The organism is Streptomyces coeruleorubidus (assembly GCF_008705135.1).
GTDB lineage: Bacteria > Actinomycetota > Actinomycetes > Streptomycetales > Streptomycetaceae > Streptomyces > Streptomyces coeruleofuscus.
Genome location: NZ_CP023694.1, coordinates 2171627 through 2185772, shown reverse-complemented (window position 1 = coordinate 2185772; position 14146 = coordinate 2171627). Strand labels below are relative to the sequence as shown.

At 71.6% G+C, this 14146-nt stretch carries 12 protein-coding genes; 7 read left to right on the top strand and 5 right to left on the bottom strand.

The window, feature by feature from the left end:
• Positions 1–112 precede the first annotated feature (112 nt).
• On the bottom strand, positions 113–2383 hold the full coding sequence (locus tag CP976_RS10210) for a streptophobe family protein (protein WP_150480052.1): 2271 nt from the start codon (positions 2381–2383) through the stop codon (positions 113–115).
• A 242-nt stretch (positions 2384–2625) separates the two neighbouring features.
• Here CP976_RS10210 and CP976_RS10205 point away from each other — a divergent pair, with 242 nt between their 5' ends.
• Complete coding sequence (locus tag CP976_RS10205; RefSeq protein ID WP_208838934.1) at positions 2626–5175, top strand: ABC transporter ATP-binding protein/permease; 2550 nt, start codon at positions 2626–2628, stop codon at positions 5173–5175.
• Positions 5176–5266: 91 nt separating this feature from the next.
• On the opposite strand, the gene CP976_RS10200 is transcribed toward CP976_RS10205, so the two are convergent.
• From CP976_RS10200 to CP976_RS10190, 3 genes are all read right to left on the bottom strand, one after another.
• On the bottom strand, positions 5267–5995 hold the full coding sequence (locus tag CP976_RS10200) for a transglycosylase SLT domain-containing protein (protein WP_150480050.1): 729 nt from the start codon (positions 5993–5995) through the stop codon (positions 5267–5269).
• Positions 5996–6337: 342 nt separating this feature from the next.
• Positions 6338–7411: an S-adenosylmethionine:tRNA ribosyltransferase-isomerase gene (locus CP976_RS10195; RefSeq protein WP_150480049.1), complete on the bottom strand. Its 1074-nt coding sequence runs from the start codon at positions 7409–7411 to the stop codon at positions 6338–6340.
• Positions 7408–8106 (bottom strand): SDR family NAD(P)-dependent oxidoreductase, encoded by a 699-nt coding sequence (locus tag CP976_RS10190; RefSeq protein WP_150480048.1) that lies wholly within the window; start codon positions 8104–8106, stop codon positions 7408–7410. Before CP976_RS10190 ends, CP976_RS10195 begins: the two co-directional genes overlap by 4 nt.
• A 233-nt stretch (positions 8107–8339) precedes the next feature.
• Here CP976_RS10190 and CP976_RS10185 point away from each other — a divergent pair, with 233 nt between their 5' ends.
• The 3 genes from CP976_RS10185 (at position 8340) to CP976_RS10175 (ending at position 10518) form a co-directional block, all read left to right on the top strand.
• A complete protein-coding gene (locus CP976_RS10185) occupies positions 8340–9485 on the top strand; it encodes a GAF domain-containing sensor histidine kinase (protein ID WP_150480047.1) in 1146 nt (381 codons plus the stop codon).
• Entirely contained in the window at positions 9478–10119 is a 642-nt protein-coding gene (locus tag CP976_RS10180; protein WP_150480046.1) for a response regulator, read from the top strand. The genes CP976_RS10185 and CP976_RS10180 overlap by 8 nt, the downstream gene beginning before the upstream one ends.
• 156 nt (positions 10120–10275) lie before the next feature.
• Positions 10276–10518 carry a chaplin gene (locus CP976_RS10175; protein WP_086847493.1) on the top strand — a complete coding sequence of 81 codons (243 nt, stop codon included), beginning with the start codon at positions 10276–10278 and terminating at the stop codon, positions 10516–10518.
• 241 nt (positions 10519–10759) lie between these two features.
• Here the strand turns inward: CP976_RS10175 and CP976_RS10170 are convergent, their stop codons facing one another.
• The gene (locus CP976_RS10170; RefSeq protein WP_150480045.1) at positions 10760–11545 is read right to left on the bottom strand and encodes a hypothetical protein; all 786 of its coding nucleotides are present in this window, start codon (positions 11543–11545) and stop codon (positions 10760–10762) included.
• Between the two features lie 161 nt (positions 11546–11706).
• Between CP976_RS10170 and CP976_RS10165 the strand changes: the two genes are divergently transcribed.
• The 3 genes from CP976_RS10165 to CP976_RS10155 all read left to right on the top strand — a co-directional run bounded on the left by CP976_RS10165 (position 11707) and on the right by CP976_RS10155 (position 14124).
• The gene (locus CP976_RS10165; RefSeq protein WP_150480044.1) at positions 11707–12504 is read left to right on the top strand and encodes an ABC transporter ATP-binding protein; all 798 of its coding nucleotides are present in this window, start codon (positions 11707–11709) and stop codon (positions 12502–12504) included.
• Between the two features lie 96 nt (positions 12505–12600).
• Positions 12601–13032 carry an NfeD family protein gene (locus CP976_RS10160; protein ID WP_150480043.1) on the top strand — a complete coding sequence of 144 codons (432 nt, stop codon included), beginning with the start codon at positions 12601–12603 and terminating at the stop codon, positions 13030–13032.
• Between the two features lie 132 nt (positions 13033–13164).
• Positions 13165–14124, top strand: coding sequence for an SPFH domain-containing protein (locus tag CP976_RS10155; protein ID WP_086604733.1), 960 nt, complete (start codon positions 13165–13167; stop codon positions 14122–14124).
• Positions 14125–14146 lie beyond the last annotated feature (22 nt).

Genomic DNA, 14146 nt, shown 5'->3' with positions numbered 1-14146 from the left:
GGCGGGCAGGTCGTACCGCCCGTGAGGTCCGTCTGGCGGACAGCGAACAGTGGGTGTCGTGTGGGTGGCGCGAACCTTGCCTTCGAGTGCGGCGTCCCTGTCCCCCCTGGGATCACTTGCCGCCACGCGGTTTCCGCGGCGGCGGGGGAGGAGGCGGCGGAGGCGGCGGCCCGTCGTCCGGCCGGGCCGGCGGCCGGTTGCCGCCCTTGGGGCCGGGCGGCTGCCGGGGGCCGCGCGGAGGCGGCCCCACCGGCCGAGCCACCGTGGGCGCGCCGTACACGTCACCGTCCCGGTGCGTAGCCGGGTCGCCGCCGGCCTCGTGCGGCGGGCGCCGGCTCTCCCCCCGCTGCCGGCCCTCACCGGCCTGCCGCCCGGGCTCCGCCTTCCCATCGGACGGCCCTACCTCACCGACAGGCCGCGCGTCCTCCGGCTCTCGCAGCTCATCCGGTACCCGGAGATACGGATTGGTGGCCGGGTTCGGTGGCCGGTACGGCGTTCCCGGCACGTACGGCCCGGCCTCCTCCCCGTACGACGATGCCCGGCCGACGCCGGACCCGCCCCGGACGCCGGACCGCCCGGCACCGGCGTTGCTTCCGGCCTGCCCCGTATCGGCCGAGGGCACGGCCTGCCCGGCACCGGCGTCGCCTCCGGCCTGCCCGGTACCGGCTCCCGCTCCCCCCTGCCCGGCACCGGCGTCGCGTCCGGCCTGCCCCATATCGGCCGAGGGCACGGCCTGCCCGGCACGGACGTCGCGTCCGGTCTGCCCCGTATCGGCCCACGGCCCGGCCTGCCCGGCACCCGCCACGTACCCCACCTGTCCCACACCGCCCCCTGCCGCAGCCGGCCCGGCCCCCGGCCCGTACCCGGCCCACCCGGCCCCCGACTGACTCCCCGCCCCACCGGCCCCCGCCCCACCGGCCCCGGGCGCACCGGCCCCGGTCACACCGCCGCCCGCCACCCCCTGCCCCCGAGCCAAAGCCGTCGCCCACCGCCCGGCGGCCCCGCTCGCCCACGCGAGCAGCGCCCCCACCGCCCCGGCCCCCGCACCCCACACCGCGCCCAGCAGCAGAGCCATGCCGAGGTGCCCGTGCAGTTCGATGCCCGCGCCGACGGCGTCGAAGCCGAGCACGGACAGGGAGGCCGCCACGGACACGTCCGTCAGCCGGACGAGCAACGGCAGGGACAGCGCGGTCGCGACCGCCAACCCCAGCGCACACCGCCCCGCGAAACCGAGGGCACCCGAACCCCGTACATCCCCAGGCCCTCCTGACCCGCCCCCCACCGGCGTCCGCACCGCCGCCAGCACCCCCGCCAGCAGCATCATCAACGCCGCCGCCACCCCCAGCAGCCACACCCGCCCGTCCAGCTCGGCCAGCCGCCCCAGCGTCACCGGCTGGTCGGAGCGGACCGCGAGCAGGTCGTCCAGCGGGTCCGGCAGGAGACGGGCCAGTTCACCCGTGGCCCGGCCGTCCCACGGCACGAGCAGGCCGATCGGGACGCCCAGCCACACCCCGTTCGGCGCCCCCAGCAGCGCCGCGCCGGCGATGCGGCGCGGGTGGTCGTCACCGGTCGCCGCGTACGCCGCCGCCGCGAGCCCCGCCGCCACCGCCACCAGCAGCACGGACACCACCGCGGAAACGGCGGGCCGTACGACCCGGTGCACGGCCTCCCAGCCCCGCGGCAGCGGCGTGCGGCGCGAGGCCAGCAGGGCGATGAGGAGAATCCCGGCCGACCAGCCGAGCCCACCGAGCAGCGTGGGCGCGGTGTCGACCGTGAAACCGACCGCCGCCTGCGCGTCGACCAGGTCGCCGAGCCGGTCCGGCAGCAACCCCCCGACGTCCCCCAGCCCGGGAATCTCCAGGCCGTCTCCGCCTCCACCGCCCCCGCCCGCCAGGTCGTCCAAGCCCAGCGCGCCGCCGTCGATCGTGATGACGTCGTGACCCGCCCAGGCGAGCCCGCCCAGCATCGCCACGAACAGCGCGACCACCGCACCCGCGCGTGCGAGGAGTTCGGCCGGCGATATCACAACTCCCGCCGCACGCAAGGACCTCAGGAAGAAGTACGACAGCAGCAAGGCCCCGACCAGGCTCACCCCCAGTGGCGTGATCTCGATGGCCGTCTCCGCCTGCGCGCCCGTGAGACCGAACGCCGACACATCACCGGACGGCGTGACCGAACCACCCGCCCCAAGGGCCACCACCGCCGCGGTCATCGGCCCCAACGAGCCCGCCGTATCCGCCTCCAGCAGCCGCAGACCCAGCGCCGCCGTACCCGCCATCCCGATCAACGCCCAGCTCACGGCGGCGACGGCGGACATCAGCACGTCCGTCCACGGCACGCGCGTGCCGTCCCTCGCCGTCCCGACCCCTGTACCGGCACTCATGGCAGACCCCCCGATCCGCTGAGCGGCGGGGACCACCGCGCATGTCCCCCTCGCGTCGAAATACCACTCTCCGGCCCGTTTTCAACCCCGTCAACGGAAACGGCTGATGCGTCCGAACGCGGTCTTGCCGAGGCCCGACTTTCGGTCAGGCGGCCGCTACTGAAATAGTTCCACCCGATGTTCGACATCCCTAGACTCCCCATGTCGGGGGTAACTCGGGGGACAACTCAGTGGGGCATGGAGTGCCGGAACTCGTACTGGAATCAAACGGACGTACCTGGACGCTCGATCCGTCCAGGGCATACACCCTCGGACGTGATCCGCAGGGGGACGTCGTCTTCGACGACGCCAGGGTCTCCTGGCGTCACGCCACGGTCAGCTTCAACGGCCGCAGTTGGGTCATCGAGGACCATGGCAGCACCAACGGCACGTTCGTGCAGGGGCAGCGGATCCATCAGATGGAGCTCGGCTCCGGATCGGCGGTGCACCTGGGCAACGCGACCGACGGCCCGCGCCTGAACCTGTCGGACGTCGCGGCCGGCGTCGCCACGCCGCAGGCCCAGCCCCAGCAGCAGCCGTACGCGGCGCAGGGCGCGAGCCCCGGCTGGGCCCAGCAGGCACCCGCCCAGCAGGCGCCCCACCAGCAGCCCCAGGCCCCGCAACAGCAGGCCCAGGCCGGCTGGCAACAGCCGCAGCAGCAGCCCGCGGCGCACATCCCGCCGCAGCAGCAGGGCCCCGGCGGCGTCGCGGGGGCGCCGCCGGTCTACGGCGACCGCAGCCCGACCACGTTCCACCAGTTCTCCCTCGGCCGCGTGATGCGCATCGGCCGTGCCCTGGAGAACGAGCTGGTCGTCTCGGACCTCCAGGTCTCCCGGCACCACGCCGAGTTCCACTCGACGCCCGACGGCCGCATGGAGATCCGCGACCTGGGCTCGCACAACGGCACGTACGTCAACGGCCAGCCGATCCCCAAGGGCGGCACGCAGCTGCTCGGCCCGGCCGATGTCGTCGGCGTCGGCCACTCGACGTTCCGGATCGTCGGCGACCGGCTCGAGGAGTTCGTCGACACCGGTGAGGTGTCCTTCTCGGCCCGCCACCTGACCGTCACGGTCGACGGCGGCAAGCAGATCCTCAAGGACGTCTCCTTCGGCGTCCCGGAGAAGTCGCTGATCGCGGTCATCGGCCCGTCCGGCTCCGGCAAGTCCACCCTGCTCAAGGCGCTCACCGGTTACCGCCCGGCCGACCAGGGCGAGGTCCTCTACGACAACCGCAACCTCTACAAGCAGTTCGCCGAGCTGCGCCAGCGCATCGGTCTGGTCCCGCAGGACGACATCCTGCACAAGGAGCTGACCGTCAAGAAGGCCCTCAAGTACGCGGCCAAGCTCCGCTTCCCGGCCGACACCACAGCCGCCGAGCGCGACGCCCGTATCGACGAGGTGCTGCGCGAGCTGAAGCTGGACATCCACAAGGAGAAGAAGGTCACCTCCCTCTCCGGCGGCCAGCGCAAGCGCGTCTCCGTGGCCCTGGAGCTGCTCACCAAGCCGTCGCTGATCTTCCTGGACGAGCCGACCTCCGGGCTCGACCCGGGCATGGACCGCGACGTCATGCAGTTGCTGCGCGGCCTGGCGGACGACGGCCGTACGGTCCTCGTCGTCACCCACTCCGTGGCGGAGCTGGCGATCTGCGACAAGCTGCTGGTGATGGCGCCGGGCGGCTCGGTCGCCTACTTCGGCCCGCCCGAGGAGGCGCTGAACTTCTTCGGCTACGACACCTGGGCCGATGTCTTCTCCGCTTTCGAGAACTACCGCGACTACGACTGGGCGGGCCGCTGGAAGGGCTCGCAGCACTACCAGATGTACGCCGCGGACATCGACGCCGTTGCGCCGCAGTCCGTACAGGTCGCGCCGATGCAGGCGATGAAGCCGCCGAAGCCGCAGGGCTGGATGTCCCAGTTCGTCACGCTCGTGCGGCGCTACGTCTCGGTGATCGCGTCCGACAAGGGCTTCCTCGCCCTGATGGTGATCCTGCCGGCCGTGCTCGGCGCGGTGAGCCTGCTCATCGACGCGGACCGGGGTCTGCTGCCCAACCCGCCCAACCCGCAGACCGGCCGGATCATCCCGAACGGCACCGCCACCACGGTCCTGCTGATCCTCGCCGTCGGCGCCTGTTTCGCGGGCGCGGCGAACTCGGTCCGCGAGCTGATCAAGGAACGGGTCATCTACGAGCGGGAGCGCGCGACCGGCCTGTCGCGCTCGGCGTACCTGATGTCGAAGGTGTTCGTGCTCGGCATGATCACCGTCCTCCAGGGCCTGCTGGTCGGCGTCATCGGCTTCTCCAGCCGGGAGATCCCCGAGGAGGGCCTGGTCCTCGGCAGCGCGACCCTCGTCGAGCTCTCCATCCCGATCATGGCGCTGGGCTTCACCTCGATGATGTTCGGCCTGATCATCTCGTCGCTGGTCAAGACCGCCGAGAAGACCATGCCGCTGCTGGTGATGTTCGCGATCATCCAGGTCGTCTTCACGGGCTGCCTGTTCGCGCTGCACGGCTCGATCGGCGTCAACCAGTTCTCGTTCCTGATGCCGTCGCGCTGGGCGGTCGCCGCCTCCGGTGCCACGCTGGACTTCAACAAGATCAGCCCGCCCGAGACGGCCGGCGACACCGACCCGCTGTGGGAGCACACGGTCGGGGCCTGGGCCATGGACATGGGCGCGCTCCTCGCCCTCGGCGTGATCTGCGGCTTCTTCGTGGCCCGGTTCCTGCGCCGCCACGAGCCCGAGGTCATGCGCAAGTAGTCACCGCCGCACCACGCCCGAAGGGCGGCACTCCGTCAGGAGAGTGCCGCCCTTCGGCGTTCGGTCCAGCGAGCAGAGGTCCGCGCCAGCCTCAGTACGCGCTGTCGACGTTGTCCATCGAGCCGTACTTGTCGGCCGCGTAGTTGCAGGCGGCGGTGATGTTGGCTACCGGGTCGTAGATGTCCCAGGAGGTGCCGGGGACGTGCCAGTGCTTGAAGGTCGGCGGGATGACCTGCAGCAGGCCCTTCGACGGGATGCCGTTGATGGCGTTGATGTCCCAGTTGTTGATCGCCTTCGGGTTGCCCGAGGACTCCCGGATGATGTTGCGCTTGATGCCGTCGTAGGAGCCCGGGATCCCGTGCTTCTTCATGACGTCGAGCGACTCGCGGATCCAGCCGTCGAGGTTGTTCGGGTAGCTCTTGACGGCGGCCTTCTTGACCTGGGCGCGCTTGGCATCCCGGCTCGCGGCCTCCTTGGCCTTGCGCGCGGCCTCGGCCTTCTTCTTCGCCGCCTCGGCGGCGGCCTTCTTCTTGGCGGCGGCCGCGGCGTCGGCCTTCTTCTTCGCCGCGATCTGCTCGGCCTTCAGGCTGGCGCCGGCCATCTGGTCGGTGACGCTCGCCTTGACGTCCTTGATCTGCTCGGTGCTGAACGCCACCGCAGCCGGCTGAGCGGCCTCGGTCGTGGTCTTGGTCGACGCACCGCTCGGCACCGCGGAGAAACCGATGGCGGCGGCGCCGAGGGTGGCGACACCCGCCATGGCGATCTTGTGGTGACGGGTCAGGGTACGACTGCGGCCACGGCTGAAGATGTTCTTGGGCATGGTGGTGGGACCTCTTCGAATAGCGCGGGAGTCGCTCGGCGTCCGGCGTTGGACTCGGTGTGTTTCCGACACGAACGCCGCGGAGGTGAACCCACGGCGCTGAGCGACGGCAGCCATTCTTAGCGGCCGCAAAATGGCGTGGCAAAGGTGTGACGTACGAAGCCCGATAGTGGATCAGGGAAGGGCAAATCGGGGCAGATTGGACTGTATGGGCCGCTCAAAAGGTGGGGCTTTGTCTCCTATGCACTTTCGTACGTGACGTGGGTCCTATGCGAGGGCTCACATCGGGCGGCATGCGTTCTCACGACACGTTGCACGAGCGATGCTGAGTGTGAGGGCCTTTCACGGCAGGAGGAGGTGCACATCCCCGAACTCGTGCCACAGGTACCGGCCCTGGAGCGCGGCCTGGTAGCCACGCTCGATCGCCACCCGCCCCGCGACCGCCTCCAGCATCAGCAGATGCGAGGCCTCCGGCTCGTGCAGCCCGGTCAGCAGCCCGTCCACCACCCGCACCCCGCGCTCCGGCGTGACGACGAGATCCGTCCATCCCGCACGCGCGCGTACGAGACCGTCGATCCCCGCACGCGCGCGCACGGGCCCCTCAGCCCCCACCGCCGACTCCACGGCCCGCACCGCCGTCGTCCCGACCGCCACGACCCGGCCGCCGCCGGCCTTCGCGGCGTTGATCAGCCGCGCCGACGCCTCGGGCACCGCGAAACGCTCCGGATACGGCGGCTCGTGCACCTCCGCCGACGCCACTCCTGTGTGCAGCGTGACCGGCGCGAACCGCACGCCCCGGCTCACCAGCTCCGCCACCACCCGCGCCGTGAAGGGCCGCGCCGCACTCGGCATCTCCGCACTGCCCGCCCCGTCCGCGGACGGCAGCGCGAACACCGTCTGATAGACGGACAACGGCTGGTCGCGCTCCGTGTAGGAGTAGCGAATGGGCCGCCCGTGCTCCCGCAGCAGCCCCGGCACGCCAGGCCCGGTGACCCGCGCCCACCACAGCCGCCCGCTCCGCCCGCTCAGCGGCTCCTCCAGAACCAGCCCCCCACCTCCCGGCAGGCGCACCTCCGTACCCGCGGGCCCTCCCGCACGCGCACGTGTGGTGCCCCGCCCGTCGGGCTCCCGCAGTTCCACCGCCCAGCGGCCGTCGTCCCCCCGGGTGGAGAAGTGCACCACCACGCGCGCGTGCCCGATCCACCCGTCGACGGCCGCCGCCAGCGTGGCCGAGGTGTTGACCACGAGCAGATCCCCCGCCCGCAACAGCCGCGGCAGCTCCCTGAACGTGTGATGCGCCACCTCCGCACCCCGCGACACCAGCATCCGCACGGCGGCCCGGTCCAGCCCCGGCCCCCGCTGCTCGACCGGCATGCGGGCCGACAGCTCCTCCGGTACCCGTAGGGCCGGCGTCACAGGACCCCGTCCACCAGAGCCGGAGCCCCGTACCGCCCGCTCGCCGGCCGCTCGTCCAGCAGCCGCAGGAACCCCGGCACCACAGCCGCAGGCGCCGGCCGCTGATCGTGATCGTCCGGTACGGCCGCCGCATACAAGTCCGTGGCCATGTCCCCGGGATCCACCGCCCAGATCCGCAGCTCCGGCTCCTCCACGGCGAGCACCGCCATCAGATGGTCCAGCGCCGCCTTGGACGCCCCGTAGCCGCCCCAGGTCTCGTACGCCTCGGCGGCCGCGTCGGAGCTGACCGCGATGACGGTGCCGGCCCGCGAGGCCCGCAGCAGCGGCAGCGCCTCCTGGACCAGGCCCAGCCCCGCCACCAGGTTCACCTCCAGCGCCCGCCGCAGTCCCGCCAGGGTCAGCTCCTCCAGCCGCACCAGCGGCTCGGCGCCCAGCGCGCTCGCGTTGTGCACCAGCAGGTCGACGCCGCCGAGCCGCCACGCCGCCGACACCAGTGCCGCACGGTGCGCGGCGTCCGTGACGTCCCCCGGCAGGGAGGTCACGCGCGTGCCGTGCGCGGAGACGGCCTCTGCCGCGTCCCCCAGTGCCTCGGCGCCCCGGGCATCGAGCACCAGATCCCAGCCCCGCCCGGCCAGTGCCTCCGCGAGTGCCCGGCCCAGGCCCTTCGAGGCCCCTGTGATGATCGCAACCGGCATGATCCGCTCCCTCGTCGTGGCGTGTGCACTCAACGTAGGAACGCGGCCACCCCCACCGCCTCGGACGCGGGCCGCAGACCACCGGGTCCCTTCGCCCTACGCCACCGGCCCCGCGCCCCCGGCCGTACGCCCCCTGCCGGCATCCTCGGCCCTGCGACCTAGGCCCACCGGACCGGGAGCCCGCCGCCGGCGGTCCGATCCGCGCCGTCACAGCCCGCCGGTACCGTGAGGACATGAGTCACGGTCCCCGGTCCGGCCTCGCCGCGGTGAGCTCCGCGTTGCTGGCCATGAGCAGGCATCTCGAGGTGCGCGACGTCCTCAAGACGATCGTCGCCTCGGCCCGCGAGCTGCTCGACGCGCAGTACGCCGCGCTCGGCGTCCCGGACGACCACGGCGGCTTCGCCCAGTTCGTGGTCGACGGCGTCAGCGAGGAACAGTGGAAGGCCATCGGCCCGCTCCCGCGCCAGCACGGCATCCTCGCCGCGATGCTCCACGAGGCCCGGGCCGAGCGCCTCGCCGACGTCCGCAAGGACCCCCGCTTCGAGGGCTGGCCGAGCGCCCACCCCGACCTGGTCGACTTCCTGGGCCTGCCGATCCGCGACGGCGACGAGGTCATCGGCGCGCTGTTCCTGGCAAACAAGAACTGCCCCAAGCCGGAAGGCGGTTGCGGCTTCACGCAGGACGACGAGGAACTGCTCGGCATCCTCGCCCAGCACGCGGCGATCGCCCTCACCAACGCCCGCCTCTACGAACGCAGCCGCGAACTCACCATCGCCGAGGAACGCTCCCGCCTCGCCCACGAACTGCACGACGCGGTCAGCCAGAAGCTCTTCTCCCTCCGCCTGACAGCCCAGGCCGCGGCCCGCCTGGTGGACCGGGACCCCTCCCGCGCCAAGGGCGAACTCCAGCAGGTGGCGGCCCTCGCCGCCGAGGCCGCCGACGAACTGCGCTCCGCCGTCGTCGAGTTGCGCCCCGCCGCCCTAGACGAGGACGGCCTCGTCGCCACCCTCCGGACGCAGATCCAGGTCCTCGACCGCGCCCACTCCGCCCGCGTCACCTTCACCGCCCGCGGTGTGAAGGCCCTGCCCGCGTCCCAGGAGGAGGCCGTGCTGCGGGTAGCCCAGGAGGCCCTGCACAACGCCCTGCGCCACTCCGGCGCCGAGCACGTCGACGTGACCCTGGACCGTCACAGCGGCGGAGCGGTCCTGCGGGTCACGGACGACGGCAGCGGATTTGACCCGATGGCGGTCCGCCGCGCGGGGCGCCATCTGGGCCTGGTCTCGATGCGGGACCGGGCGAGCGGGGCGGGCGGCACGCTGACCGTGGAATCGGCGCCCGGCAAGGGCACCACGATCGAGATGGAGGTCCCCGGTGGCTGACGCAATCAAGGTGCTGATCGTCGACGACCACCAGGTCGTCCGCCGGGGCCTGCGCACGTTCCTGGAGGTACAGGACGACATAGAGGTCGTCGGCGAGGCGGCCGACGGCGCCGAAGGAGTCGACCGCGCGGAGGAGCTGCGGCCCGACGTCATCCTCATGGACGTCAAGATGCCGGGCATGGACGGCGTCGACGCCCTGCGCAGACTCCGCGAACTGGACAACCCCGCGCGCGTGCTGATCGTCACCAGCTTCACCGAGCAGCGCACGGTGGTCCCGGCCCTGCGCGCGGGCGCCGCCGGCTACGTCTACAAGGACGTCGACCCCGACGCCCTCGCCGGAGCGATCCGCTCCGTCCACGCCGGGCACATCCTCCTCCAGCCGGAGGTCGCCGACGCCCTGCTGTCCCAGGAGGAGGCCAACTCCGGGCCCGGCAGGGCCGGTTCGCTCACCGACCGGGAGCGTGAGGTGCTCGGCCTGATAGCGGACGGCCGCTCCAACCGGGAGATCGCCCGCGCCCTCGTCCTCTCCGAGAAGACCGTCAAGACCCACGTCTCGAACATTCTGATGAAACTCGACCTGTCCGACCGAACGCAGGCCGCCCTGTGGGCCGTTCGCCATGGCGTGACCGGCTGACGCGCTCATCCCACGGCAACACGGAGAGTTCCATTCCGGGCTGAGATTCATACTGTCGTGGGAACGTCCCTCACATGGCGCAACCTCGGTGGATCTCCGCCGTTCTCCAGTGCGTGCTGCGGCGCCTGCCGCGGCGATCGCAAGGAGGGCTCAGAAGTGAAGAACCTGAAGAAGGCCGCTGCCGTGACGATGGTGACGGGTGGCCTGCTGGCCGCGGGCGCGGGCATCGCCTCCGCCACCAGCGCGCACGCCGACGGCCAGGCCGTGGGCTCCCCGGGCGTCGGCTCGGGCAACGTCGTCCAGGCCCCGGTGCACGTCCCGGTCAACGTGTCCGGCAACAGCGTGAACGTCGTGGGCGTCCTGAACCCCGCCTTCGGCAACCTGGCCGTCAACCACTGACACCCCACCTCCGTCTCCGAGCCGGAGGTGACACCGGCCTCCCGGGTTTCCCCGGGAGGCCGGTCCGCTCAGCTGCGGGCAGTCGTGCCGCTGGGGCGGCACGGGTGGGCGCAGCGGCACCCCGCAGCGCCGGGTTGCGCACCCACCCAGCCCCAGCACAGACGCCGAGCACCATCACGACCGACAGTCACCGCACCGCACCCCGCTCAGCACCAACACCGAGCACCAGAACAACCCCAGGTCACCGCACCCCCCGCTCCCGCTCCTCCACAACGGAGTTGTACGCCGCGACCTGCGCCCGCCGAGCCGTCCGCTCCACCGCCCGCAACGCCTCCCGCCGCGCAGAGATCTCCGACGCACTCACCGCACCCCCGGCCCCACTCTCCGTCGCCACAGCGATGAGCGTCCCCACCCGCTGCGCCAACTCCAGCACCCGCACCGCGCGCGGCGGATACCCCGGCGCCAGCACCTCCCGCCCCCGCTCGGCCCGAGCCCGGTACGCGTCGACAGCCGCCTCCGCAACCGGCCCGGATCCGGCCACATCCAGCCGCGTCAGCACCTCGGTCGCCTCCCGGAGGGCCTCCGCGAGCTCCCGCTCCGCCTCACCCAGCGACGGCACATCCGCCGGCGGCGCCTCCCGCACGGGCAGCACGTGCCACACGACCTCGACCTGCACACCCTCGGGCCCGGCCTCGTACACGTCCGGCACCAACCCCAAGGCGGCCCCGTAACAGACCACGGCCTCCTCGGCCTCCAGCGCCCGCGCGTTGAACTCCGGCGGCCCGCTCAGCCCCAGCGGATGCCCCGGCGCGGGCAGCGCCACCCGCAGCCCGGTCACCCCGAGCGTCCGCAGCCGTCCCAGGGCGAGCGTCAGCCCGACCTGGCCCGACTCACCCGGCAGTCCCTCCACCCGATGCACCGCGTCCTCGCCGACGATGGCGAGCACGGCGTCATCCGGCGAGACAAGTCCGGCCAAAAGTGCATTTCCCCATGCAGCGAGACGTCCAGCGCGAGGTTCCGTGAGCATGTCCCCACCCTAGGACCCTCCAAGGACCGGACCGAGGGAATGTCCGGGCCGACCGGTGGCGTAGATTTCATGGAGGGCTGCGCCCACCGGCGCGGCGGACCGAGCCACAGGCTTACGCGACAGCCGAGACCGGCCACACTGCAAGGGGAGACAACGCGCTCATGAGCGATGTTCTGGAGCTTCAGGACGTATCTGTGGTCCGCGAGGGCCGGGCTCTGGTGGACCAGGTCTCCTGGTCGGTCAAGGAGGGCGAGCGCTGGGTCATCCTGGGCCCGAACGGCGCCGGCAAGACCACCCTCCTCAACCTCGCTTCCACCTACCTCTTCCCCAGCGCGGGCACCGCCGCCATCCTCGGCGAGACCCTCGGCAAGCCCGGCACCGACGTCTTCGAGCTGCGCCCGCGCATCGGCATGGCCGGCATCGCCATGGCCGACAAGCTCCCCAAGCGCCAGACGGTCCTGGAGACCGTACTGACCGCGGCCTACGGCATGACCGCCACCTGGCACGAGGACTACGAGGAGATCGACGAGAAGCGCGCCCGCGCCTTCCTCGACCGCCTCGGCATGAGCGAGTACCTGGAGCGCAAGTTCGGCACGCTCTCCGAGGGCGAGCGCAAGCGCACCCTCATCGCCCGCGCCCTGATGACCGACCCCGAACTGCTGCTCCTCGACGAGCCCGCCGCCGGCCTCGACCTCGGCGGCCGCGAGGACCTCGTCCGCCGTCTCGGACGTCTCGCCCGCGACCCGATCGCCCCCTCGATGCTCATGGTCACCCACCACGTCGAGGAGATCCCCCCGGGCTTCACGCATGTCCTCATGATCCGCCAGGGCAAGGTCCTCGCCGCCGGCCCGCTGGAGCTCGAACTCACCTCCCGCAACCTCTCCCTCTGCTTCGGCCTCCCGCTCGTTGTCGAACAGGCAGGCGAGCGCTGGACGGCACAGGGCCTCCCGCTGTCCTGACCCGTACCCCTCAGCCCGCAAATCCCAAAGTAAGAACGGCATTTCACACGCCGGGCGCCCTGTCGGCGACAGGGCCGTCGGACCTACCATGACCATGTGGAAATCGACGCATGGCTGTGGTGGCTGATCGGCGCGACAGCGCTCGGCATCGCGCTCGTGGTCACCGCGATGCCCGAACTCGGCATGCTCGCGGTGGGCGCCATCGGCGCCGCGGTGGTCAGCGGCGTCTTCGGCGGCGGAGCCGTCGCCCAAGTCGTCGTCTTCGCCGTCATCTCGACCGCGGGCATCGCCGTCGTACGGCCCATCGCGAACCGGCATCGCTCCCAGCGACCCCAACTCGCCACCGGTGTGGACGCGTTGAAGGGCAGACAAGCCGTCGTCCTGGAACGTGTCGACGCCTCCGGCGGCCGGATCAAACTGGCCGGAGAGGTCTGGTCGGCCCGCGCCCTCGACACCGACCGCGCCTACGAAGTAGGCCAGGACGTAGACGTCGTGGACATCGAAGGAGCCACCGCGATCGTCATGTGACCTCGAAGGACGTAACTGGAGTGAACTCCTCGCCAGCTACGCGACGGTCTGACAGACTCGACCAGCAAGATCTTCGACAACCATAAGATCTGCCGAAGGCGCCGAAGCGGAGAAGGGATACGGGGAACGACGATGGAACCGGTCATCATCGTCCTGATCATTCTGGTGGTGTTGGTCTTCATCGCCCTGATCAAGACGATCCAAGTCATCCCACAGGCCAGCGCGGCCATCGTCGAGCGCTTCGGCCGCTACACGCGGACGCTGAACGCCGGCCTCAACATCGTCGTCCCGTTCATCGACACCATCCGCAACCGCATCGACCTGCGCGAACAGGTCGTCCCCTTCCCGCCGCAGCCGGTGATCACCCAGGACAACCTGGTGGTCAACATCGACACGGTCATCTACTACCAGGTGACCGACGCCCGCGCCGCGACGTACGAAGTCGCCAGCTACATCCAGGCGATCGAGCAGCTCACGGTCACCACGCTCCGCAACATCATCGGTGGCATGGACCTGGAGCGGACCCTGACCTCCCGCGAGGAGATCAACGCGGCCCTGCGCGGCGTCCTCGACGAGGCCACCGGCAAGTGGGGCATCCGCGTCAACCGCGTCGAACTCAAGGCGATCGAGCCGCCCACCTCCATCCAGGACTCGATGGAGAAGCAGATGCGCGCCGACCGCGACAAGCGCGCCGCCATCCTCCAGGCCGAAGGTGTCCGGCAGTCCGAGATCCTGCGCGCCGAAGGTGAGAAGCAGTCCCAGATCCTGCGCGCCGAAGGTGAGGCCAAGGCCGCCGCCCTGCGCGCCGAGGGCGAGGCCCAGGCCGTCCGTACGGTCTTCGAGGCCATCCACGCCGGCGACCCGGACCAGAAGCTGCTCTCCTACCAGTACCTCCAGATGCTCCCCAAGATCGCCGAAGGCGACGCCAACAAGCTCTGGATCGTCCCCAGCGAAATCGGCGACGCACTCAAGGGCCTCTCCGGTGCCATGGGCAACTTCGGCGGCCTGGGCGGCGGTTCCGGCGGCAACTCAGGCGCGTCCGGAGGCGGCGTCCCCGCCCAGGAACGCCGCGAGAAGCCGTCCCTCGACTGACCCGGCACCGCATCGCATGAAG